This window comes from Paenalcaligenes suwonensis, assembly GCF_011290505.1.
In the GTDB taxonomy this organism is placed as follows: domain Bacteria; phylum Pseudomonadota; class Gammaproteobacteria; order Burkholderiales; family Burkholderiaceae_B; genus Paenalcaligenes; species Paenalcaligenes suwonensis.
On the sequence record NZ_JAANPV010000007.1, the window covers coordinates 46486 to 69991 of the forward strand.

Here is a 23506-nt window from a genome sequence, read left to right on the forward strand (position 1 = left end):
CAAAGGCGGCATTTTTACAATCTAGGCTTTAAGCGTATAGCGCAGTATCTCTACGACTTGCTCAGGCGTGGTTGCCCAGGCTTGGGCATTAGCATCTACCTCTTTAAGCGGATGAATAATATCTTCCGCGTGTAGCGTAATGTAAGGTTTGCCTAAGGCTGCACAGAAACCTGCATCAAATGCCGCGTTCCATTGCTTATATTTATCACCGAAACGCACTACCACCAAATCCGCTTTTTCGATTAGCGTACGCGTACGAATAGCATTGACCTTGGATGATTTGTGGTCACGCCAGAACGATTCACTTTCAGGACCCAAATGGTCGCCAGCAGCATCGCTAGCATCGTGATCGGTTACGGGCGCGGTAAAAAGAATGTCCAATCCGGCTGCACGCGCACCATTAGCGATTTGCTCACGCCAATCTGTGTGAATCTCACCCGATAAATAGACGGTAAAGCTCATGTAAGTCTCCATAATAAAAGTCGGGCTAACTCTGTAAAGAGCCGCCCGACCTATTCAAGCAGACTACACCATAGCATGCTGCGCTATTTAGGTGTTTATGCCTCCCGTGATGCCTTAGGTCCAAAAACCATGGTGCGGTTTTGAGGCTTCATCTTCAATCAATGGGCCTATTACGGTAACTTTACGCTGGCCGCGTGCAAAAACCTCTCTACATGGAAGTGAGAAAGTAGGATTTTCTGGATGATCTCCAGTAAGTTCTAACAGTTTCTCTTCGGCTAGTGCATACACCACACGGCCAATACCACACCAATAAATCGCACCAGAACACATGCAACACGGCTCGGCGCTGGTGTACAGCGTGCACAATGCCAGTTCTTCAGGTGTTAGCAATTTGGCTGCTTCGGCCGCGGCGCGTAACTCGGCATGCTGCGTAGGGTCGCCCTCTGGGGGCATGGAGTTATTACCCGCCATGCAGACGATTTTTCCATTTGCATCCGCTACCAAGGCAGCAAAAGGGTGCCTGCCATCGTCTTTAGATTGCTCTGAGAGCACAATGGTTTGGCGCAGCAGCTTCATATCTCGAGGACTCAGCTCGGTATTGGTAATGGGTGAATTACTCATGACGGTCTCCTTGTTCGGATGTAAGGGTAGGGGACGCAGGCGTAGCAGGTGCCAGCGTCTCTTTGGAATTCAGTAAGATATTCAGTAGGATGGCGGTAATAGCCGCTAGGAAAATACCGCTCTCTACAAACAGTTTCAGAGGGCCTTCGACTCGCTGGAACAGCGCCGGGAATGACATAGGCAATACGCCCACACTGATGGAAACCGCCACAATCAAGCCATTTCGTGTGCCTTCAAACTTCACACGACTTAATTCTTGGATACCGGCAACGGTAGTCATGCCAAACATCACAATGGCACACCCACCCAATACCGGACGTGGAATAGTGGCAATTAGTGCACCAAGCTTAGGAAACAGCCCCATTAAGATCATGATCACGCCAGCAGCAGCCACTACATAACGGCTACGCACATTCGACATGGCGATCAAACCCGTGTTTTGAGTGAAAGCGTTATAGGGGAAGCTATTGAACACACCACCTAACATGGTAGACAAGCCGTCTGCACGGAATGCATCACCTAAGGTTGTTTGATTGGCAGGCTTGCCGGTGATTTTCCCGATGGCAAGTACGTTCCCGGTGGTTTCTGCCATGATGACCAGCATCGCCATCATCATGACTAAGGTAGGAGCTAAGGCAAACTCTGGCATTCCAAATGCAAAAGGAGGACTTAACTCAAACCATGCCGCTTCACCTACTCGGGTGAAATCCGTATAGCCCATTGCCATCGCCAATGCGGTACCAAACAGCAAACCTATTAATACCGATAAGTTGCCTACAAAACCTAAAGATTTGGCATGAATAAACAGAATAATGGCAATGGTCGCTAGGCATAATAGCAGATTACCTGGTGCGCCAAAGTCTGCAGCGTCAGGGTTTCCGCCTCCTAACCAAATAGCCGCGGCAGGCATCAATGAGATCCCAATCACACTAATTAAGCTACCAATCACTACCGGTGGGAAAAATTTAAGTAGCCGGCTAAATAACGGTGCAATCACGATGGTTAATGCACCAGCTGTAATCACAGCACCAAACACGGTGGTTAACCCATATTGCTGGCCAATCATAATCATGGGCGCGATAGCAATAAACGAGCACCCTTGGATTAACGGTAAACGCGCACCAAAGCGCCAAAACCCCAAGGTTTGAATTAAGGTAGCAACCCCGGATGTAAGCCAGTTGGCATTAATTAGGGTAATCATTTGCTCGGTAGTCAGCCCAAGTGCACTGCCTAGTATCAACGGCACAGCAACGGCACCGGCATACATCACCAATACGTGCTGTAGCCCAAAACTGGCTAATTGTCGTACTGGCAAAACCTCATCTACAGGGTGTACTGAAACGCTGTTTTTCATACTTGTCTCCTTTGCAGTGGATACCACATCATGCTCTTTGTCCTAGAGCTTGCTGCTATCATCAATCAGCTTTGCAATTGAACATAATTAATATTCATCGGAAAACCCGATAGATGAGCGAGACATGCAATTTTCAATAGACCAACTAGAAATGTTCAGCGCGGTCGCCAGACAAGGCTCTTTTTCAGCTGCTGCACGCACAATCAATAAAAGCCAATCGACGGTGAGTGCGGCCGTAGCCAACCTGGAAGTAGATTTGGGCGTAGAACTCTTTGATAGACAAGCCAAGCTACCCGTTCTAACTCCTGCTGGCGTACAACTGTTACGTCAAGCAGAGTTAGTCTTGGACAGATGCTCTACGCTGGAAATGCATGCGCGTCAGCTCATGGATACACCGCAATCCGAACTCTTGCTCGCCATCGAGATTCCCTATCCTGTACTGGTGCATCCCTTACAGGAGCTATCGCGACAATTTCCTTACCTTGATGTGACCATCCGGCACCCCATGGATGGCGATGTAGCGGTGTTAGTGCAAAAAGGAGAAGTAGATTTAGGTATTACGTTTTCGCAACCTGCCTACACGCGAGATATAGCATTTAGGCAAATGGGGAAGTTGATTTTGACGCATGTGGTGCACCGAGATCACCCTTTGGCGCACTACAACTCTATTAGCTTTGCTGAACTGCGAGAACATCGGAGGTTAGCGTTTTCCGCCTATGCACATAGGTTGCCATCTACCGAATACCTTACGGCCGGCAATAGCTGGCAAGCAGAAAGTTACTCAGCCCTACTAGAGATGACACGCGCAGGGTTAGGGTGGACTACCTTGCCCAGACAGTCCATTTTGCGTGAAATAGAATCTGGCGAATTAGTAGAACTGCCACTACAGGCCTACCCACATACCGATTGGGTAGTAGGTGTGGATTTGCTCTGGTCACACCAGGCACAGCTAGGCAAGGCTTCGGCATGGTTGCGCCAGTACCTGCAAGCATTCAAAGTGTTTGAGCTGGACAGAAATGGCAATAGAACCATTTTGTGATGGCTCTTCGCATGGCGCTTACCAGAAGAGCAGAGTGACACACATGAAAAAGAGCCCATGTCAGGGCTCTTTTTGTTTAGCGTATCTAGCACGTAGGCACGTTATCTATCTTCCAAAAAACGCATACGGAAGCGTCTACCTTTGATATTGCTGTTGGCGATTTTATCGAAGTAACGGCGTGCAACGCTGCGATCTAAAGCAACGTAGCTGCTGAATTCGGTAATCGCAATTTTACCTACCTGATCGCCAGTCAAACCCACGTCACGGGTTAGGGCACCTAACAAATCGCCTGGACGTAATTTATCTTTTTTGCCACCTTGAATTTGCAAGGTGATCATTGGCGCCAGCAAAGGCTCTTGGGATTTCGCACGCAAACCTTTTAAATGCCCCCATTTCACAGGGCTGCCTTGGTATTCTTCGATCAGCTTCACCCAGCGCATTTCACTGCCAGACACCAAGTTCAATGCCAAACCTTTTTGGTCGCCTCTACCACTACGGCCTATGCGGTGCACATGAACTTCGGCATCTTTGGTGACATCTACGTTGATTACCACTTCCAGATTTTGAATATCCAAGCCGCGCGAGGCCACATCAGTAGCCACTAACACGGCACAGCTTTTATTCGCAAACTGGATCAAGATTTCGTCTCTATCGCGCTGATCTAAATCGCCAGTTAAGGACTCAGCACTGATACCTTCAGAGCGCAGCTCTTCAACCACCTCTTGGCAACGCATTTTAGTATTGCAGAAAATCAGAGTAGAAGTAGGGCGGTAGTGTTTCAGCAAGGAAACCACTGCCCCTAAACGCTGCTCAAAGCTCACCTCGTAGAAGATTTGTTCAATCTGCTTGGCATTGTGCAGGGCTTCAACTTTGACCTCAACGGGGTTCTTTAAGAAGCGCGCACTAATCTTACGAATATTGTCGGGATAAGTAGCCGAAAACAGCAGCGTTTGGCGACGGGTAGGGCAGTGTGACGCAATAGCAATCATGTCGTCTTTAAAGCCCATGTCTACCATGCGATCAGCTTCGTCCAGCACCAAGGTTTTTAACGCCGTTAAATCCAGATTGCCTCTATCTAAGTGGTCTTGAATACGACCTGGCGTACCCACCACCACGTGCGCACCGTTGCGCAGTGCTTCTGTTTGCGGGCGCGAAGGTACGCCACCACATAAGGTCAGCATACGTACGTTAGGGATTTGACGTGCCAAACGACGCAGCTCTGTCGTTACTTGATCCGCCAACTCACGCGTGGGGCACACCACCAATGCTTGAGGCTCTAGCTTGCTGGGGTCTAGCGTTTGTAGCAGCCCTAAACCAAAAGCGGCGGTTTTACCGCTACCAGTTTTAGCTTGGGCGATTAAGTCCTTACCGTCCAGAATCAAAGGCAAGCTTTGCTCCTGAATAGCAGTCATGTTTTCAAAACCCAAACCTTGCAGGGTTTCAAGCAAAACAGGCAATAAAGGAAGCGTATTAAAAGAGGTAGTGGACATAAAAGCCGGATCAAAATAACTGCAAAATGAAAAGATACCTACAGTTTACCTTTAGCTGGCTGATCGCAGGGAATTAGCGTACGTAATTGCACTTTATTGAAGTTACCTCAACAACATAAAACACCACTAAAAGCCTGCGTTCCCTAGACATCAACACAGTTTTCTCCAGCTTAATAAGCTACCTCACAGAACCCAAAACAGCCTTTTAACTACTTGATTTCCCTAGTATTGCGCATGCCTTAAAGCTTTTGTGCGCTAGCTGAAAAGCTGGTGCTTGTAGAGCATTACCCTCGCTTTCTAGAATGAGGGAAATTTATAAGTACAACGAGTTCAGAGACAAAAACCTTCCTCTTAGAGTCGCTCATAAGCCTTCACCTATCCCTCCTGCAGAGCGTACAGGAAATAAGTATCAATTGTTAGCAGCATAGTAGTTCTTGCATTACGCATCGCCCATCATGGGCGCAACGTGTTTATAAAAAGACCAAGGAGACAATGATGACGCAACAAACTGGATCGAATTCACCATCTATGGCTGAAATGCTCGTCCCGGAGAGCGCTCGATTATCAAAAAATAACTTGATGATGGCATGGTGGGGCGTTTGTAGTGCCATGTTTTATTTAGTGGTTGCCGCAAGCCTAGCGTTGAGCTTTGGTGCCATCAACGCCATTATCGGTATGGCTTTGTCGGTGGTGGTGTATGGCTTGATTAATGCTGTCATTACTCGTTATGCCATTCAAACAGGCTTATCGGTAGCCTTATTTTCACAGATACTATTAGGTAGAACAGGGTCTGTCATCGCGACCTTAATCTTTTTTGCTACGGCGATGTATTACGCCATTTTCGAAGGATCGGTTATCGCTGTAGGTATCAATACAGTTTTTCCTAGTATTAGTTATCCCTTAGCCGCCTTCATTGTTGTCTTACTTAGCGTGCCGTTGATGTTCGGCAATGCCATGCGGTGGTTGGACAGGCTGAATGCCATCTTACTGCCCATTTACATTATTGGATTAGTCACTGCTATTGTCTTAGCCATCAGTTTGTACGGATATAACGAGCAGTGGCTAGCCTTAGGTCCCAAAGAGCCTAGCCGCTATGGTTGGTGGCACACCTTTGTGTATTACATGGGTATTTGGGTGTTGATGATGTATACCTTTGATTATGCGCGTTATGGCAGAAAAGCAGACAGTCGTTTTCATGCCCGCGTGAACTTCGGTATGCCGTTTTACTTCATTGCATTTTTCCTGAGCGGCTTAGCCGGTATCTTTTTAGTAGCCAGTGTGCCCTTGGATGGCGGACTAAGCGAAGTATCGGTTTTACTGGCACTACTTAAAATGATGGGCGTGTTTGGGCTGCTCTTTGTGTGGGCCACCCAAACACGTATTAATACAGCTAACTTCTATTTGGCTGCCACTAATATGCAGGCGTGTATGACTCAGCTTATTGGTGTAAGAGGGCACTATCTAGTGTGGGCTGTAGTGGTAGCTGCAATAGTCTACGTATTAATGCTCGCTGATGTATTTAGCTACTTGCTACAAGCCTTGGCTTATCAGGGTATCTTTGTGGTCGCATGGGTGGCCTTGGCGTTGACTCACATTGCGTTAACGCGCAAAAACACCTCGCAAGCCTACATAGAACAGCAGTTGGCGCAGGTGACCTTTCTGCGAGTTGGGGCTGTAATGGCGTGGTTACTTGCCGCCTTAGCCGGTATTACGATCATGCATTTGGGTGGTACCTACAGCAGTTTTTCTGCGCCAGTTACCATCGTGATAGCCTCAATGGTATATGCCATTTTCGCACGTGCCCCGATTGCTGTACCAGCCGTCACAGCTTGACCGCGTTACTATAGTGAGTCTCCAAAATAATCACCAAGGAGCTCACATGAAACTGCTTCACGGCTTAGCAATGCTGACTTTACCTGCCAGTGTCTTGGCTAATGACTGTATAAGCACCCAAGCTCCATTGGCCGTTTGTCAGGCAGAAGCCAAGGCCGGGCACGCCTTGGCCCAAGTCGCATTGGCCACAAAATATATGTATGGCGAAGAGATTGAGCGCAATGAAGAGCAAGCCTTTGCCTGGTATTTACAAGCAGCAGAGCAGGGTGTTGCACCAGGGTCGGTAGCCTATATGTACGCCACTGGCACAGGCGTGCAGCAAAATGATAATGAGGCGGCTAAATGGTACGCAGAAGGAGCTAAACAAGGCGATGCCGTGTCTCAAGTGAATCTAGGTAGGTACTACGAGCAGGGCACAGGTGTAGCAAAAGACATAGAAAAGGCAAAAACACTGTATAAAGCGGCGTGTGAGGGCGGTAATTACTCAGGCTGTGACGAGTATAAAAGGCTGCAATAGTGCTGCATTACGATTGCACACCGAAACATATAGGTAGCACGGTTCGTCGTCGCTTTCACTATAATTTCAGCGGTTAGGGCACTTCTCAGCCTACTTAATGCCATTTACTCACTAAGGAACCCCCATGTTCAAAAAGCTTTTCGGTAAGAAAAAAGCCAAAGCTACCCATTTTGTCACTGTCACCTTAAATGCACGCCTATAACCACAGCACCGCGGTGATCTTGAAGATGCACTGAGCAAAGTCTTAAAACGCTCTGATATAGCGTAGTCAGCGGTGGCGGCTCGCTGCTTACCGATGGGGGCGAGATTTCAGAATGCGATATAGAAATCGACGCTACCGACATCAGCGATGAAGCCATCAACAATATTCTGGGTTTTCTAAGCAAAGCGTTAGCGCCAAAAGGGTCTCGCTTGCGTGTTGAAGATCGTGTGATTCCTTTTGGCCATCAAGAAGGTTTGGCGCTATACCTAAACGGTACAGACTTGCCTGATGAGGTTTATCAAAACTGCGACGTGAATGTGGTGTGGAGCGAAGTCGATAAAGCGCTGGGCGACGAAGGCTCCATCCATAGTCACTATCAAGGCATGACAGAAACAGCGTTCTATATGTACGGCAATAGTTACGAGACCATGCGCGAACGCATACAGCCGTTCTTGGATGAATATCCATTGTGCCAACGTTGCAGAATCGTTCAAATTGCCTAATCGATTAGCCTAGTGGCGATTATTATAAACATCGCATAATGTATATTATGTAAAGTCGACAAGCAACCCACACATGTAGATACCCCTTTCCCAGACTGCTGCCAGTACACTGACGTGCAAAGCAGCACTTTGGGATTCTTATAGGCATGATTTCTTACTTAACAACCGGCAGTATCTACAGCCTCCAACAATTGGGCATTACCGCAGCCGCGGGCGGTATTTTCCTTGCCTATTACATGATGATGCTACTGGCCATCATACTGGGTGGAGGCCTTCTAATCTGGTGGTTGTGGCGCTATATCTGCGCTAAACAAGGTAAGCCTCGCAAACCTTTAGCAACTTGGGCACGTGTAGTTACTGCACTGGTCTCTATCTATCCCATTTGGTTTGGCGTAGGAACTCTGTCCATATGGTACTCAGGCTACCAAATCGATAAAGCGCGTGTCGCTGAAAATGTGCGTCGTTATGGGCCTTTAGAGCAAACAACGCAATTTGGCGAAATGCAGTTGGTCGCTGGCACGCTTATTAATAGAGGCGATCCCTGGCGCTTTAAAGATCGTCCACAACAAGACCCTTTGCTAGATTTAGAAGCTGTACGCTTTATTGAGCCAACTCCTGTAGCAGGTGTACTCGCGTATGCCATGTCTGTAGAAGGCTCTAGCCTTACCATTGAACTGGCACAAGAATATCAACTAGACACAGCAGAGCTGTCTAGGCATTGTCCCGTTGGCTACATTTTGATGTACACATTTCCTGATCGTAGGATTCTAGAGGAAAAACGTCTAGAACCACCCTATACATGGTTCACGCCTAGTCAATGGGAACCCACCAGCTGTTTTGACTCAACCACTGGCGTGATGGTGATGGATATGAATCAACACGGCATTTATTTTCCTAAAAAAGCGTCGCCGTATACGCCTAAAAAATAAGCACTGCTAACGGACGCCAACAGTATTGATCTACAGATGACTAACAGAAAGAACGTGCGCACCCCGTAATATGCCCTCTTCTTTCTGTGAACTTTTCTGTTTGTTGTTCTTTATTTCTTCCGTTAGTTGCATTATTTAGAACCTGTAAAACTATCAATCTATCTTTTTTACTCGTTCTTAGGCTATCTTTTATGCTTACTCAGTACGTTTAACTAAGCTTTTTACGTTAGCCTTATGGCGCTAGATCAACAACAAGATCCACCCGTAGCTGTGTGGGTGCATTGGAAATCCATCGCTGAAGGCGGTAAGAAAACGCTGCCTCTGGGTGGCCTGTACTACGTAGTGACTGAGGCGCTCCCCTCTTCTGCAACAGAAGACCTCTGCTCTTGGTCGTTGGTGCTGCATATCAACCAAAATGACAGCAACGAAGATGGCACACGTCTAGGGCTTGGTGAGGCCCATTTTTTAATGGATCATGCGCCTAGTGAACTACTCACGTCTGGCTTTACGGTTGCTATCTATGAAGGGCCAACCTGTGTAGGTCAGGTAAGCGTCCTGTAGCGGCACTGCCCTATTTCTATTGCCATCCACTTTTACGCTGAAAAGCCACTGGTAGGTTCTCTATCAGGTATTCCAGCAAAATACGTACACGCTGCGGAATGTAGTGATTGGTAGGCAAAACGGCATAAATACCTAAATTGCTTTGACAGTAGTCATCTAGCACCGGCAAAAGCGTGCCGTTTTCTAGGTATTCCCACGCAATAAAATCGGGCAACATGGTTAAACCCAAGCCGTGTACGGCCGCTTGCGCCAAGGCATCTCCATTATTTGCCTGTACCCGTCCAGACGTATTAATGCTGATGGTCTTACCTTCGACCTCAAATAACCATCTGCTATTTTGTCGGTACTGCAAACAGATGTGCTCACTTAACTCGGCTGGGTGCTTGGGCATTCCATATTGCTTTAGGTAGTCGGCTGACCCCACCATCATTAACCGGCACTCACCCAAACGCCGCACAATGTCATTAGGCGCAGGTTCTTGCGTAACGCGAATGGCAAGATCTAAACCCTGTTCGCTGGTATTCACCAAGTTATCGTCATACTCTAACTGCAAGTTTACTTCTGGATATTGCGCCACAAAACGCGCGAGCACCGGCGCTAAATGCCTGACACCAAAGCTCAATGGCAGACTGATGCGAATCATCCCTTTGGGCAATAAACGTTCTTCTTGTATCTCGCTTTCGGCGCTTTCCACTAGATCAACAATGGCTTTTGCACGCTCTAAATACAGTCTGCCAGCCGAAGTTAACGATTGTTTACGTGTGCTGCGAATAATAAGCTGCACCCCCAACTGCTTTTCTAACGCGGCAATTTGACGCGTCACCACAGAGCGGTCTACCCCTAGCTGCTCTGCCACCGCAGCAAAACTGCCTTGTTCCGCTACCTGTATAAAGAGAGTGATAAAGTCCAGTCGGCTCATTGTTGTAATAAATGCAATTGATAATTGTTGAACTAAACTGTTTTACATCAATCAAACAGGCTAAAGTAGATGTTTCACTAAATTTTACGAGGTTTACATGGTTCAACGCTATGCGTGGTCGTTGCGGCTATTGCATTGGCTCATGGCTGTATTGCTGATAGGCATGCTAGCACTGGGCTTGTATATGAAAGCATTACCGTTTTCCCCCACTAAGCTGCAACTGTACTCCTGGCACAAATGGATTGGTATCACTCTGATGGCTCTGGTAGTACTACGCTTAAGCGTACGCTTTCTTTCAGCAAAACCTCGTTACCCTTCCCACATGGGGCCTACCTCTAAAATGATGGCTCACTTGGGACACTGGCTATTGTACGTACTGATGCTCTGCATCCCGCTGTCCGGCTGGTTAATGAGTTCTGCCAAAGGCTTCCAAACCGTTTGGTTTGGTGTGTTGCCCTTGCCTGATCTTATTCAAAAAAACCTGCCACTTGGCGAACAGTTAGTGGTTGTACATGGCTGGTTGAACTGGTTGTTTATCGCTGTGCTAGCTGGGCATATTCTGGCCGCGCTTAAACACCAATTTATGGATCGTGATGCGATCTTCCACAGAATTTCCCTTACTCCCACTAAAAAGGACTAAAGCCATGAATAAAAAAATGCTTGGTGCCTGCTTGTTGGCTCTGACCCCGTTATGGGCCCACGCTGCCACCTTCGATAAATTCGTACCAGCAGACAGCAAAATCGGCTTCACCTACGAACAAATGGGTGTCAGCCTAGATGGTGAATTTAAAAAATTTGATGGCACATTGTCATTTGATCCCGCTAATGCCGAAGCCGCTAAAGTCACGTTGTCTGTACCGCTAGCCGACATAGATACCGGCAGTGCTGAAGGTAATGATGAAGTCGCTAATGCGGAATGGTTCAATACTGGTGCACACCCTACAGCAAGTTTTGAAAGTACCGCCATTCGAGTAGAAGGTGACGGCTATCAGGTTGATGGCTTGTTAACCATCAAAGGCATCAGCAAGCCTATTAGCTTCCCTGCCACCTTTGTAGAAAAAGGGGCTACAGGTACTTTTGAAGGCAGTTTTGTTGTACAGCGTGGCGACTTTAACGTTGGTGAAGGCGCCTGGTCTACCTTTGATATCGTGGCAAACGATGTCAACGTTAACTTTTCTATTGTGGCAGCACAGTAATCTCTCTTAGGAGTTCATTTCATGTTGAAAAAAACACTGCGTACTACCGCCCTCACTACTCTGGCTGCTTTGTTAAGCAGCGCAGCAATGGCTGCCCCAGTAACGTTTGGCATTGATGATTCCCATACTTTTTCTCGTATTTCTTACGACCACATGGGTTTCAGCACACAGTTAAACCGCTTTGACAAAACCAGCGGCACCGTTGTGCTGGATCAAGAAGCAAAAGATGGCCAAGTTGATATCACCATCGACACCCGTAGCATCAGCACAGGTCACGATGGCTTTAACCAACACATCCAAGGCCCTGATTTCTTGGATACAGCCAACTTCCCTACCGCTACATTCAAATCCACCAAAATCAACTTTGACGGCGACAAACCCGTATCCGTTGATGGTGATTTGACCATCAAAGGCGTGACCAAACCCGTCACACTGAACATCAAACGTTTCGTGCGCAAAGAGCACCCAATGATGAAAAAAGACACTATCGGTGCCGATGCTGAAGTGGTCATCAAACGCTCTGACTTTAACGCCGGCAAGTTTGCACCTGGCGTGGGCGACGAAGTCACTATCGGTGTTGCGCTGGAAGCGCTGGCTAAATAAAAGCTACGCATTACACACAAAAATGGGCCCTGTGAGGCCCATTTTTTATCGCTACGCTAAACGCGCTATAAAATTTCTTCCACCACTTCTTTAGGGCGACACAAGCGTGTCCCTTTTTCTGTGATCACAAAAGGTCGGTTCATCAAAATAGGATGAGCGGCCATCGCATCCAACAGTTGCTCGTCGCTCGCTGATTCAAGGTTTAATTCTGTAAACAGGCTTTCCTTGCTACGCACCGCCTCTTTTACCGATAAATTGGCATTCGTAATCAGTTGTCGTAGCCCTTCTTTATCTAGCGGATGCTTCAAATACTCGATGACCTCAACGGTATGCCCGGCTTCCTCTAGTCTAGCCAGTGTGTTACGCGACGTACCGCAACGCGGGTTATGGTAAATTGTGCTCATGTTCTGGTTATGTGTAGTGGTCTATGGATTAGCCATTGTAGCCAAATCCCCCACCACTGACCCCTGCATCTTTTTTTGAAGGTACATAATGATTGATCTGTATTATTGGACTACACCCAATGGCCATAAAATCACTCTTTTCTTAGAAGAGTGCGGTCTAGAGTATCAAATCAAGCCCATCAATATAGGTAAAGGCGATCAATTCGAACCTGACTTCCTAAAAATTGCCCCTAACAACCGTATTCCTGCCATTGTGGACCATCAACCTAGCGATGGTGGCGAAGCAATTTCCGTGTTTGAGTCCGGCGCTATTTTGCAATATTTGGCAGAAAAAACAGGCAAATTCATGCCTAGCGATTTGCGCAAGCGCACCCAAGTGATGGAGTGGTTGTTTTGGCAAATGGGTGGCCTAGGCCCTATGGCAGGTCAAAATCACCATTTCAACGTTTACGCCCCCGTTAAGTTGGAATACGCGATGGACCGATACGTGCGTGAAACGGCTCGTCTCTACAGTGTGCTAAACACCCGCCTTGAAGGCCGCGAGTTTATTGTAGATGAGTACTCTATTGCTGATATGGCTTGTTACCCTTGGGTGATCTACCATGCTCAACAGCAACAAGACCTAAACGACTTCCCACATCTTAAGGCATGGTTCGAACGCATTAGCCAACGCCCAGCAACGCAACGAGCCTTAGCGGTTGCTGATCGTATTAATCCCAGCAAACCTGCCTAATTCTGCGTAGCCATCGCGGTACGCCCCCATACCAAACGGATACCCTGCATGAGACTTTCCTCTACATCCCTGTTCAGCGTTCTGCTATTTAGCGCCGCCCTCGCGGGTTGTGCCAGCACCGATCAGCAAAGCCGTATACCGTCATTTACCGATGAGGTTACCAGCGCAGACGGCGTATTTAGTCAACCCGTTAAATGGTCTAAAAAACAACCTGACTGCAAAGGCCAATGCGCAAGCTTAAGCGTAGACAGCTTGGTATTCCCGGGTAACCGTGACCTAACAGAGCTTGTAGATACCGCCTTGGCAACCATGACTGGTATGGGAGACGGCCCCGTGCACCCATCTATTGATGACTTTGCTGACTACTACTGGAAGACGGCCGGCCCGCGCGATGAAGTATTGCTCGCCGCCAAGACACGCTACCGTAATAAGGACATCACAACGCTGGAGTTAGGTTCTTGGCAGTATTTCACAGGAGCCGCACATGGCATGTCAGCCACTCAATTCATTAACTGGGACAACCAACGCAAAGCCACTATTACGTTAGATCAGATGCTGCAACGCGGGGCCAAAGACGCATTTATTAGCGCCTTAAAGCAAGCCCATGCACAATGGCTCACCACTCAAGAAGATGCCATCGAGAACCCAGAGCGCTACCGACGCTTATGGCCTTTCCAACCTAGCGACAATGCCGGTATTACCGATAAAGGTATTGTCGTGAAGTACGACGCTTACGACATTGCCCCCTACTCGTCTGGTCAGCCTGAACTATTGATTCCCTACTCTGCATTGCGCGGTATTCTTCAGCCTGCTTACTTACCTGAATAAGCCACTCATTACCAACACCACATATAGCCACTAAGCGCAGTGATACAGACATAGTGGCTATATGCTCTGGTAAATTCCCTACAAATTAAGACGCTTCGTTGCTTAAGATCAATGTTTCATCAAGAAACATCATACTTCCAAGCGTAACCAAACTAGAATAGATCTCTATAATGTCCTACGTGGCCAATAGAGATTACTCGTAGATGGTGCCATACCAGTAAGCTCCCATAAAAAATGTAAAAAGAGCCTACTGCCTTTCCTCTTCTCTATACCCTATGGTTGCCTCCATTCTTGTTGCCATGCTCTGCGCGCACCTGTTGTGCTTCTCAGTCATGTTCTTGCTAATTAGTAGACGCCTACCTGGCAACAGAATGGGTATGGATTATTTCGCTGTCGGTAATCTCTTGCTGGCATCGGCGTATATTTTGCAGTTGGTAGAAGGTGGTCCCGCATGGAGCGTGATGAGTGTCATCAACCATAACCTTACTCTTGCCGCGCCTCTTACTTACTGGCTGGGCGCAATGCGTTTTTTTGGGCAACAAGTTAGCTTATGGCGTCCGCTATTAATCTTTTGCCTCGCTTACGGACTGCTGCAAGCTCTGGTGCAATGGTATATGGGTGCCACGGCCCGTTATGCAATGTTGGCTGCCATGGCTGCCCTACTTTTTTTCATCATGGTCCTCACAGTAGTCTATGGTGTACGCACTTTTGCCAAAGACCTCTATGGTGAAATGATCTTTTTCGCGATATTGATCACAGGAATCTGTGTGCTCAATGCGCTGAAGTTTATGAAAATTATTGACGGCGGTCTGGATGCGCTACACATGGATAGCAACTTCCAGATGGTGTTCTATATTTATATGTCCACCTTAGCGACCATCGTTCCGCCCTCTATTGTCTGGCTGGTATTACGACGGTTAACCGATGACTTGCGCAATATGGCCGCACGTGACCCCATGACAAGCTTATTAAATCGTAGGGGCTTACTAGAAGCAGTGCAGCGTTATTTCTCGACCAGAAACGCCAGCCCTACCTACGTATTGCTGATGGACATAGACCACTTTAAGCTCATCAATGATACGTATGGCCATCACGCAGGTGACGACGTCATACGGCATGTGGCAAAGGTATTACGCGCCACCATGCGACATCACGATCTCACTGGGCGTATAGGAGGGGAAGAGTTTGTGGCCATCTGCACCGATGCCAATGCCAGCGGAGTGATGCAACTGGCTGAACGTTTACGCTCTACCATAGCTAGCCAAAGCATTGCTGTGAGCAACATGGATCAACCACTGCATTGCACCGTCACTATTGGTGTGTCATTAGCTTTCTATAGCACACACGAATTAGAAGATGCCCTACGTGATGCGGATGCTGCCCTCTATACTGGTAAAGCTGGTGGGCGTAATCAGGTTGTACTTTCCGGCCAGTCTTTCACTACGCCACACAACTCCCTAGCCACTATCGCCGAGCACGTAGAAGTCTAATTAGACCGCCAACGTACTCCGTATTACCGCAAACGCCATTTTTTCATGGAAGATAGCGTAAGCCCTGCCAAGTAACGCACACTTTCATCTTCGTCGTTTTTTGCCAGCAAGGCCAACGTATCCCGTATAGGCGCTACAGCAGATAAGCCCATCGCTTCACCTACTGCCCTATCATCCAGTACACAAACAGCGTGACGACGGACCACAGCATGAATAGAGGCTAAGCCTCGCACCGCCTCGGGCACGTCTGACACCCCAATTTGGCAGTAACTAGAACCCGGCTCTAGAGTTTCTTCTGCTTCGCTGCGGCTATGGGGATAAGCCGTCAGCAACCGCTCTACTGGCGCATAATCTAATTTCACAGGCTTCGCGCTACGGTTTCTAAACGCCCGCAATGCCGCGCAACAACCGTCTACCGCATACTCAGTAAATTTAGGCGACTCAGCTAACGCCAACAGCCAGTCCACATCACCTAAATACCCTAGCGCTGATGCACTCCAACTGACGGCACTGGCTTCTTTAGCCGTCATCAGCACCTGACGTAATGCTGTAATCACTTCGGGCTCCGGCTCGCCAATCAGCCCTAGAATCATGGCTGCTTTCCATGCTAGCTGCCGCTGTGTTAACACCCCTAGCAACGCTGGTATGGCAGGTGCTCCGCAGGCAATCAGCCACCGCTCAGCTTCCTCACAACTGATGCCTTCGTAATAACTAAGCCGCTGGGTATAGCAAAGAGCTTGCTCTGCTATAGGCAAGGTAGCAATACGCCTGCGTTCTTGCTCGGTAGCATCTAGTTCAGGAAAAAGCTGTAGGAATAAGCGTTTAGGTATGCTTTTACTGGCCAGCTCATCGCCACCGTACTCGTCATGGAAAAACACCACAAAATCTTTAGCCACGCGTGGGTCTTTAGCAAAACGCTTACGTACGTCAGCAGCCACCTGTGCTACTACCGTCATAAATCGTTTTTCAGCATTGTCCCACATGGCTACGCTACCGCGATTGGCGTAGCGTTCTACTTCGATTTCATAGTCGGCTAACGGCTGACCACCGTATTCATCTACATCCCATGTCCAATGCCAATCTACGGGATTCCATTTCAGGCCATAGAAACACTCATCACCAGCCTTACGTTTGGGGTGATCTTCATCTAGGGCTGCTAGGCTATTCGCCGCGAAGGACGGCATACTAATGACGCTTTCTTGTTCACGATAGCTCGCGAAAAAAGCGGCCGCATAAAGCGGCTCCACCCCTGACGACAGCAAAGCCTCTAACTGTGCCGTCGCCGCATCAAACAGACACGCTTTAAGAGCATTCCAATCCATTACTCGTCAAAACGCCCTAAGTCGAAGTACTGGCTATTGCTGCTACCACCACTACTGCTACTTTGTGCGGCCGACGATGCTGGTGCGGTGCTACTTGCACTGCTAGACCCAGCCGCTTGAGCTGCCGTACTCGTTGCGCCCGCATTAGCACCCTGCTCTAAATAACTGGCTAACGCAGTATGGCCATTGCCACGAGCCCAATCAGCAGCGTTTAACTGCTGTAAATTGACGGCTTTAGGATCAGCACCGGCCTCTATCAAGATATTCACCATATCGCGGCTGCCTGAGCGTGCAGCCATCATCAAGGGGCTGGTACCATCAGACGAAGGCGAGTTAGGCATTGCGCCGGCTGCCAACAGCATTCTGGCCGTATCAGTTTGTCCAGTAGAGGCTGCATAATGCAGTGGTGTCCAGCCAAGTCGATTCACCTTGGCACCACGCTTAATAAGGTCTTCAGCACGCGCCGTTTCGCCCAACAACGCTAAGTACATCAAGGGTGTTTCATCGTACGCATTCGTACTATTCACATCTATTGCTCTGTGAGCACTTAACACGTCGTAGACATTCCAAGACTTGTTCTGGATGGCCAGCATAATCGTAGGCTGGCCTTGCTCGGTTTTTTGGTTTGGATCCGCCCCAGTAGCCAGCTCTTGCAGCACATCGCTATTACGGTTGTTCACCACATCATTCCACCACCCTTCACCTGCCCATACAGGTGACACCAGAGCGGAGCTTAATGCCATACCAGCCAGCAATGTGGACCACAACGATTTCTTCATCCTTATTTCCTTTTATTTAGGCTTGCACCCTAGGTGCTTTCTTAAACAAAGCATAAAAATTTTCACGCGTTGCTTCGGCAATCTCTGCACTACTGCACTGGCGTAACTCGGCCAGTTTTTCGGCTACATGCACCACCAGCGATGGATCGTTTTGCTTCCCACGATATGGCACAGGTGCCAAATAAGGGGAATCTGTTTCGATCAATAGTCTGTCTAACGGTACTTTAGCCGCTACCTCTTGGATATCTTTAGCGCTCTTAAACGTCACAATACCGGAAATAGAAATATAAAAACCCATTTCCATCGCGGCTTGCGCCATTTCCCAGGACTCGGTAAAACAATGCATCACACCGCCTACTTGATCCGCCCCCTCTTCTTGCATGAGTCGAATGGTATCGGCTGAAGCATTACGAGTATGGATAATCAGGGGCAAACCGCTTTCGCGCGCCGCACGTATATGTATGCGGAAACGTTCACGTTGCCAATCCAACGGTTCAGACTGGTAGTAATAATCCAACCCTGTTTCACCAATTGCGATCACTTTAGGATGTGCGGCACGTTCGCACAAATCTGCGACGGTGGGCTGCACAATATTATCGTAACCGGGGTGCACGCCTACTGACGCTTGCAAGTGTGGGTATTGCTCTACCAACGCCATCAGTCTGGGCCAGTCGTCTAGCGTTACGCTTACCACCAAGGCTTGCCCAACCTGATTTTGCTTCATGCGCGCCAAAATGCTCTCTAGGTTGACAGAGAGGTCAGGGAAGTCCAAGTGGCAATGTGAATCTATAAACATGGTAATGACATCAATTAAAACAGAGTGTGAGACGGTCTAGCAGGTGCTGCACAAACAACTTTGCATTCAACGGGTGCTGTGCCCAGCGCGACTGCTCGTTTAGCCATTTTAACAACTGTGCTAAGACTACGTGCTGCGCTCTAGCCGCCAGTTGCTCGTAAACCGCCTGTAAGCCAGGGTAGTAGCAAACAGGCTGTGCATGTTGCACCAGTTGTATATCTAGACAACTGCGCTGCAACATAGGCACCCAATGCGCCGCCCCTAACTTCTCTAAGTCATCCATCACGGCTAAGCACGCCTCAGGGTTGCGCGCTGATACGGACTGCCACAGCGTTCCCAACCAATCGGGGTATGGCGTGCGTTGCTGCTGCGACAACGCTAACGCGGCCACCGGACCACCACCCGCAGCGGCTAACCACTCTTGTGCATCACCCTCAACTTGGCTGCCTAGCCAGTCTAGAGCCACCTGTGTATCAGGCTTAGGCAATACTAAACGCCTGCAACGCGACACAATCGTCGGCAACAGCCTATCCGGAGCATCCGCCACCAGAATAAAAATGGTGGAGGCCGGAGGCTCTTCTAGTACTTTCAGTAAGGCATTCGCTGAAATCTGATTCAGACTTTCTGCTGGGTATAGCACCGCCACACGGTAGCCACCACGGTGAGTGGCCGTATTAAACCATGAGTGCAATTGGCGTAATTGCTCTACCCGTATTTCTTTGGATGGTGTCTGTTTGCTTTCTGACACCGTGCCATCTTCTTGCTGCGCAACCGCTTCAGGGCGTATCACACGTAAATCAGGATGGTTTCCATGCTGGCACCACAAGCAGGCATCACAGGTACCGCACGCGCGCGACTGTACGGGCTGTGTGCACAGCAACGATGCTGCCGCTGCCCTGGCAAACTGCGTTTTCCCTATACCTGGTACACCATGCAATAACCACGCATGCGCAAAGCGCTCTCGTTGGCTCAGCCATTCACTGGCACGTTCTTCCTGCCAAGGGTAAAAAGCCGTTATAGGTAAACTCATACCGTTTCCCTAAATGCGTGATGCAATTGCAGCAAGTCTGCCTCAAGTTCCAGACGAATTTCCGCAATGGTTTGACTGCTATCAATCACACAAAAACGCTGTGGATCCGCTTTAGCACGATGTAGATAGGCTGCGCGAGTACGCTCAAAGAAATCGCCCTGCTCTTGTTCAAATCGGTCTAAGTCGCGAGTACGCTCTAAGCGCTCTCGAGCAACTTCCAGTGGTAAATCAAACAACCAGGTTCTAGTAGGTTGCACGTTTGGATGCACCCAGCTTTCCAACTGCTCTATAGCTGCCCCACCCAATTGACGACCACCACCTTGGTACGCATACGAAGCATCGCTAAACCTATCGCACAGTACCCACTTGCCGGCCGATAACGCCGGCAGTATGACTTGTTCCAGATGCTCATTACGCGCGGCAAACATCAGCAAGGCTTCTGTTTTCAAGTGCATAGGCTCATGCAACAACAGTTCACGCAATCGCTCACCCAAAACGGTACCGCCAGGTTCGCGTGTCACCACCACCTCGTGGCCTAATTGCTCTACAGCGTCTTGCAACCACTCAATGTGACTGCTTTTACCAGCACCATCTACACCTTCTACCGTTAAAAACAGACCTTTTTGCATGTTAATTCCTGCGCAATATGTATTTTGATACGGCTCGGTTATGTTCGGCCAAGTTGCGGGAGAACTCACTGGTTCCATCCCCACGCGATACAAAATAGTAAAAATTATGTTGTTCGGGATGTAGCACCGCCTCTAACGAGGCCTTGCCTGCATTCGCAATAGGGGTTGGGGGCAAGCCACCACGTGTATAGGTATTCCAAGGGGTGTCAGTTTGCAGATCACGTTTACGAATTTTGCCATCGTACTTGTCACCCATACCGTAGATAACAGTAGGGTCAGTCTGCAGCAACATGCCTACTTTTAATCTATTAATAAACACCCCTGCCACTCTAAATCTATCGGCTCCGTGACCGGTTTCTTTTTCTACTATAGAAGCTAAAATCAATGCTTCATACGGAGTTTTCAACGGTAAATTCGGGTCGCGGTTATCCCACATTTCTTGCAATAAACTTTGCTGCGCCTGATACGCGCGTCGCAAAATATCAATATCGCTAGTCCCACGTGTAAACACATAGGTATCTGGATAAAAAAGCCCTTCAGGATGCGCGCTATCGCTACCTAGCAAGGCCAACAACTCGGCGTCACTCATATCACCCAAAGTTTGCTTAACGTTAGGATCGGCACGCAATGTGTCACGCAAACGCTTATAGGCCCACCCCTCTACAAAGGTAAGGCGTGTTTGTGTCATGTCGCCATTGGCCATGCGCTGTAGTATGCGCCATAAGGTATCGCCTTCATGCGCCTCATACGCCCCTGCTTGCAGCAATTTATCTTGCTTGCTAAAGCGGCTCACCGCCACAAACACATCGGGGTTGACCTCAATACCTGCTTCTCGCATGGTCAAAGCGATCTGTCTAGGGCCACTGCCTTGCTCGATAATGTAGTCCACCGTCGGCGCACTTAACACCACAGGGCGTTTCATCACCCACCACCACGCACCCGCTGCGGCCGCACCACCCACAATTATGAGCAGCACCAATAACCAAATAAGAAGAGAAAAGGCTTTTTTCATAGAGTCAGAGTGTAAACCGGAAGCTGTACTCACTGCTACGATTAGGATGAGCAGTGCGCGAATGGTCAAGGCTCGTTATCATAGTGTTATTCACTCTTATTTTGCAGAAATTCGTTGTTTCATTACGTACCATGAGTCTTCCTCCCTTTCGTAGCGTAGTTACGCTTCCCCACTATGTCGTGCTGGACGCCACCGGCCCTGATGCCTTGTCTTTTTTACAAGGCCAGTTCAGCAATGACCTACCCTCGTTGGGAACCACACACGCCAGCTTTGGTGTGTACTGTGCCGCTAATGGCCGTATGCTAGCCTCAGCCCTACTATGGCAACACGACTCTCAAACCGTTAGCCTATTAGTACACCATAGTGTGGCTGAGTTCCTACTGAAGCGCTTACGCATGTTTGTGCTACGCGCCAACGTCACCCTTAGCCAACGCGATGCTACCGTCTACGGTGCTTATGTGGAGGCGGGAAAAGCGGCCTCTGGCCGTTATGAGGTACTGCACCCCGATGAACAGGTAGAACTTATACAAGCCCCTTCTGCGGGTAACCCTGAGCGCTGGTGGATGATTAGCACCACCACACCATCGCTGGCCCCAGACGACTCTCTCTCTGCCGCAGAGCGCTGGGACGCCGAAACGCTACAACAAGGTATTGCCCATATAGAAAAAGCCACACAAGATGTTTTTATTCCGCAAACATTGAACATGGAACTGATTGATGCCATCAGTTTTAGCAAAGGCTGCTTCCCCGGCCAAGAAGTAGTGGCACGTAGCCATTACCGCGGCACCATACGTCGCCGCAGTGCACTATTTAGCATTGCTACGGACACTATTGATGCCAGTTTGCTGGCTCCCGGCAATGACCTGTATGGCACAGATCAGGAAAACCAACCTATAGGCCGCATTGTGAATAGCGCTAACCTAAACGGTCGCAGCTATGTACTGGTAGAAGTGTTGCTCGACGAGTGGAGCGCTGAACAATCGTATCATCTACAACAGAGCAATGGCCCTCAGCTTCAGCGTGAAGCATTGCCCTATGACATCACCCAACAGCGTGATAATAAGCGCCCTAAGCTATAACTCACCCTCACACTCAAAAAAACAGGCTGCTCAAGTATGGCAGCCTATTTTTTTACTCTATCGCGTTATTAGTCTGGCAGACTTAACGCCAACGCTGGCGACTCCCAGGCAGGCTGCCAATACTGACGTACATCCTGCTCTAAAGGCTGCCACTGCGGGTTCTTGTCTTTATCAATCAGCAGTGCACGCACCCCTTCTTTAAAGTCGCCATGCGCGCAGCACTGTATGGCCACCCACAAATCGCGCCCTAAGGTCTGGGCAATATTCTTGCTGCGGTTTTGCTGTACCAACGCCAAGCTAATGGTACGTGACAACATAGAACCTTTGCTGCCCAGCCCTAACCCTTGTTCAAACCACGGCGTTTTTTGCTGGGAAACCAAGTCTTCGGCTTGCTGAAAGAAACTCTCTACCGAAACAGGGTTCGCTAATTTACGTAGTACCTCGTAGTTTTGCCATACCGCAGACTCTTCAAATTGATACGGTGTACTCAAACTGCGTAATGCCGCGTTCAACGCTAAGGTTGGATTACCCAAATCAGCCGGCAGCAAACTAGGCAACATTTCTACGATGGTTTTGGCGTCTAGATCTTGTATATACCAATCTGCTAAGCCTAAGAAGCCACAGTCTTGCGCGTTGATGCTACTACCTGTCAGGGTTAAGAACTCGCCCACACCGCCAGCTAAGCGTCCCAACAAATACGTACCTGCCACATCAGGGAATAAGCCTATGCCCACTTCAGGCATGGCATAGCGTGTAGTAGGAAACACCACTCGGTGACTAGCCCCCATAAATAGCCCTACACCACCGCCCATCACTACACCCTGCCCTAAGGCTACGACCGGTTTAGTGTAGTAATGCAGCAAATGGTTCACACTGTATTCAGCACGGAAAAACTGATAAGCGTAGTGATCGCCATTTTGCGCCACATCAGGCTGTTCCGTTAACGAGCGGTAAATAGAAACAATATCGCCACCCGCACAAAATGCCCGCTCACCCTCGCCGCGCATCACGACAAATGCAATACGGTCATCGTGCTGCCAAGCCAATAACTGCTTGCTTAACAACTCGGCCATTTCTAGATTGGTACTGTTTAAAGCCTGTGGTCTGTTTAAAACCAACTCACCAAAAGCATGCTTGCCATCACCCAAGTCATGCGTAAACGTTAATAACGGCAT

Annotated in this window: 26 protein-coding genes; 13 read left to right on the forward strand and 13 right to left on the reverse strand. The window is 48.7% G+C overall.

Annotated elements, in window-relative coordinates; genetic code table 11:
- Nucleotides 1–21: 21 nt before the first annotated feature.
- The 3 genes from GY634_RS11740 to GY634_RS11750 all read right to left on the reverse strand — a co-directional run bounded on the left by GY634_RS11740 (nucleotide 22) and on the right by GY634_RS11750 (nucleotide 2437).
- A complete protein-coding gene (locus tag GY634_RS11740; RefSeq protein WP_166408737.1) occupies nucleotides 22–462 on the reverse strand; it encodes a YtoQ family protein in 441 nt (146 codons plus the stop codon).
- Nucleotides 463–576: 114 nt separating this feature from the next.
- Nucleotides 577–1083: a nucleoside deaminase gene (locus GY634_RS11745; RefSeq protein WP_166408739.1), complete on the reverse strand. Its 507-nt coding sequence runs from the start codon at nucleotides 1081–1083 to the stop codon at nucleotides 577–579.
- Nucleotides 1076–2437: a nucleobase:cation symporter-2 family protein gene (locus tag GY634_RS11750; protein WP_166408741.1), complete on the reverse strand. Its 1362-nt coding sequence runs from the start codon at nucleotides 2435–2437 to the stop codon at nucleotides 1076–1078. Before GY634_RS11750 ends, GY634_RS11745 begins: the two co-directional genes overlap by 8 nt.
- Before the next feature lie 124 nt (nucleotides 2438–2561).
- On the opposite strand from GY634_RS11750, the gene GY634_RS11755 reads away from it, so the two are divergent.
- Complete coding sequence (locus GY634_RS11755; protein ID WP_166408743.1) at nucleotides 2562–3476, forward strand: LysR family transcriptional regulator; 915 nt, start codon at nucleotides 2562–2564, stop codon at nucleotides 3474–3476.
- A gap of 101 nt (nucleotides 3477–3577) precedes the next feature.
- On the opposite strand, the gene dbpA is transcribed toward GY634_RS11755, so the two are convergent.
- On the reverse strand, nucleotides 3578–4966 hold the full coding sequence (gene dbpA, locus GY634_RS11760; RefSeq protein WP_166408745.1) for an ATP-dependent RNA helicase DbpA: 1389 nt from the start codon (nucleotides 4964–4966) through the stop codon (nucleotides 3578–3580).
- 495 nt (nucleotides 4967–5461) lie between these two features.
- Here dbpA and GY634_RS11765 point away from each other — a divergent pair, with 495 nt between their 5' ends.
- The 5 genes from GY634_RS11765 to GY634_RS11785 all read left to right on the forward strand — a co-directional run bounded on the left by GY634_RS11765 (nucleotide 5462) and on the right by GY634_RS11785 (nucleotide 9511).
- Nucleotides 5462–6799 carry a purine-cytosine permease family protein gene (locus tag GY634_RS11765; protein WP_207625593.1) on the forward strand — a complete coding sequence of 446 codons (1338 nt, stop codon included), beginning with the start codon at nucleotides 5462–5464 and terminating at the stop codon, nucleotides 6797–6799.
- Between the two features lie 46 nt (nucleotides 6800–6845).
- Nucleotides 6846–7316: a tetratricopeptide repeat protein gene (locus GY634_RS11770; RefSeq protein ID WP_166408749.1), complete on the forward strand. Its 471-nt coding sequence runs from the start codon at nucleotides 6846–6848 to the stop codon at nucleotides 7314–7316.
- A gap of 411 nt (nucleotides 7317–7727) precedes the next feature.
- On the forward strand, nucleotides 7728–8021 hold the full coding sequence (locus GY634_RS17165; protein WP_207625594.1) for a hypothetical protein: 294 nt from the start codon (nucleotides 7728–7730) through the stop codon (nucleotides 8019–8021).
- 146 nt (nucleotides 8022–8167) lie between these two features.
- Entirely contained in the window at nucleotides 8168–8950 is a 783-nt protein-coding gene (locus GY634_RS11780) for a hypothetical protein (protein ID WP_166408751.1), read from the forward strand.
- A 234-nt stretch (nucleotides 8951–9184) separates the two neighbouring features.
- Complete coding sequence (locus tag GY634_RS11785; protein ID WP_207625595.1) at nucleotides 9185–9511, forward strand: hypothetical protein; 327 nt, start codon at nucleotides 9185–9187, stop codon at nucleotides 9509–9511.
- Between the two features lie 16 nt (nucleotides 9512–9527).
- Here the strand turns inward: GY634_RS11785 and GY634_RS11790 are convergent, their stop codons facing one another.
- Complete coding sequence (locus tag GY634_RS11790; RefSeq protein WP_166408753.1) at nucleotides 9528–10430, reverse strand: LysR family transcriptional regulator; 903 nt, start codon at nucleotides 10428–10430, stop codon at nucleotides 9528–9530.
- Nucleotides 10431–10527: 97 nt separating this feature from the next.
- Here GY634_RS11790 and GY634_RS11795 point away from each other — a divergent pair, with 97 nt between their 5' ends.
- Genes GY634_RS11795 through GY634_RS11805 form a run of 3 tightly spaced genes read left to right on the forward strand, consistent with a single transcriptional unit; the run spans nucleotide 10528 to nucleotide 12229 of the window.
- Complete coding sequence (locus GY634_RS11795; protein ID WP_166408755.1) at nucleotides 10528–11070, forward strand: cytochrome b; 543 nt, start codon at nucleotides 10528–10530, stop codon at nucleotides 11068–11070.
- A gap of 4 nt (nucleotides 11071–11074) precedes the next feature.
- Complete coding sequence (locus GY634_RS11800; RefSeq protein WP_166408757.1) at nucleotides 11075–11626, forward strand: YceI family protein; 552 nt, start codon at nucleotides 11075–11077, stop codon at nucleotides 11624–11626.
- Between the two features lie 21 nt (nucleotides 11627–11647).
- The gene (locus tag GY634_RS11805) at nucleotides 11648–12229 is read left to right on the forward strand and encodes a YceI family protein (protein WP_166408759.1); all 582 of its coding nucleotides are present in this window, start codon (nucleotides 11648–11650) and stop codon (nucleotides 12227–12229) included.
- Between the two features lie 65 nt (nucleotides 12230–12294).
- Here GY634_RS11805 and arsC read toward each other — a convergent pair whose 3' ends face one another.
- A complete protein-coding gene (arsC, locus tag GY634_RS11810) occupies nucleotides 12295–12633 on the reverse strand; it encodes an arsenate reductase (glutaredoxin) (protein ID WP_166408761.1) in 339 nt (112 codons plus the stop codon).
- A gap of 88 nt (nucleotides 12634–12721) precedes the next feature.
- On the opposite strand from arsC, the gene GY634_RS11815 reads away from it, so the two are divergent.
- The 3 genes from GY634_RS11815 (at nucleotide 12722) to GY634_RS11825 (ending at nucleotide 15684) form a co-directional block, all read left to right on the forward strand.
- Nucleotides 12722–13366: a glutathione binding-like protein gene (locus GY634_RS11815; RefSeq protein WP_166408763.1), complete on the forward strand. Its 645-nt coding sequence runs from the start codon at nucleotides 12722–12724 to the stop codon at nucleotides 13364–13366.
- A 48-nt stretch (nucleotides 13367–13414) separates the two neighbouring features.
- The gene (locus GY634_RS11820) at nucleotides 13415–14194 is read left to right on the forward strand and encodes an RsiV family protein (protein ID WP_166408765.1); all 780 of its coding nucleotides are present in this window, start codon (nucleotides 13415–13417) and stop codon (nucleotides 14192–14194) included.
- A gap of 275 nt (nucleotides 14195–14469) precedes the next feature.
- Nucleotides 14470–15684 (forward strand): GGDEF domain-containing protein, encoded by a 1215-nt coding sequence (locus GY634_RS11825; protein ID WP_207625596.1) that lies wholly within the window; start codon nucleotides 14470–14472, stop codon nucleotides 15682–15684.
- A gap of 23 nt (nucleotides 15685–15707) precedes the next feature.
- On the opposite strand, the gene GY634_RS11830 is transcribed toward GY634_RS11825, so the two are convergent.
- Genes GY634_RS11830 through mltG form a run of 6 tightly spaced genes read right to left on the reverse strand, consistent with a single transcriptional unit; the run spans nucleotide 15708 to nucleotide 21252 of the window.
- Entirely contained in the window at nucleotides 15708–17006 is a 1299-nt protein-coding gene (locus GY634_RS11830; protein ID WP_166408767.1) for a DUF4303 domain-containing protein, read from the reverse strand.
- The gene (locus GY634_RS11835; protein WP_242683696.1) at nucleotides 17006–17785 is read right to left on the reverse strand and encodes an ankyrin repeat domain-containing protein; all 780 of its coding nucleotides are present in this window, start codon (nucleotides 17783–17785) and stop codon (nucleotides 17006–17008) included. Before GY634_RS11835 ends, GY634_RS11830 begins: the two co-directional genes overlap by 1 nt.
- A 16-nt stretch (nucleotides 17786–17801) precedes the next feature.
- Nucleotides 17802–18581 (reverse strand): TatD family hydrolase, encoded by a 780-nt coding sequence (locus tag GY634_RS11840; RefSeq protein WP_166408769.1) that lies wholly within the window; start codon nucleotides 18579–18581, stop codon nucleotides 17802–17804.
- 10 nt (nucleotides 18582–18591) lie between these two features.
- Nucleotides 18592–19611 carry a DNA polymerase III subunit delta' gene (holB, locus tag GY634_RS11845; RefSeq protein WP_166408771.1) on the reverse strand — a complete coding sequence of 340 codons (1020 nt, stop codon included), beginning with the start codon at nucleotides 19609–19611 and terminating at the stop codon, nucleotides 18592–18594.
- Nucleotides 19608–20240 (reverse strand): dTMP kinase, encoded by a 633-nt coding sequence (gene tmk / locus GY634_RS11850; protein WP_166408773.1) that lies wholly within the window; start codon nucleotides 20238–20240, stop codon nucleotides 19608–19610. Before tmk ends, holB begins: the two co-directional genes overlap by 4 nt.
- A gap of 1 nt (nucleotide 20241) precedes the next feature.
- Nucleotides 20242–21252, reverse strand: coding sequence for an endolytic transglycosylase MltG (mltG, locus tag GY634_RS11855; protein WP_166408994.1), 1011 nt, complete (start codon nucleotides 21250–21252; stop codon nucleotides 20242–20244).
- Nucleotides 21253–21383: 131 nt separating this feature from the next.
- Between mltG and ygfZ the strand changes: the two genes are divergently transcribed.
- Nucleotides 21384–22331: a CAF17-like 4Fe-4S cluster assembly/insertion protein YgfZ gene (gene ygfZ / locus GY634_RS11860; RefSeq protein WP_166408775.1), complete on the forward strand. Its 948-nt coding sequence runs from the start codon at nucleotides 21384–21386 to the stop codon at nucleotides 22329–22331.
- Between the two features lie 68 nt (nucleotides 22332–22399).
- Here ygfZ and GY634_RS11865 read toward each other — a convergent pair whose 3' ends face one another.
- Complete coding sequence (locus GY634_RS11865) at nucleotides 22400–23506, reverse strand: enoyl-CoA hydratase/isomerase family protein (protein WP_166408776.1); 1107 nt, start codon at nucleotides 23504–23506, stop codon at nucleotides 22400–22402.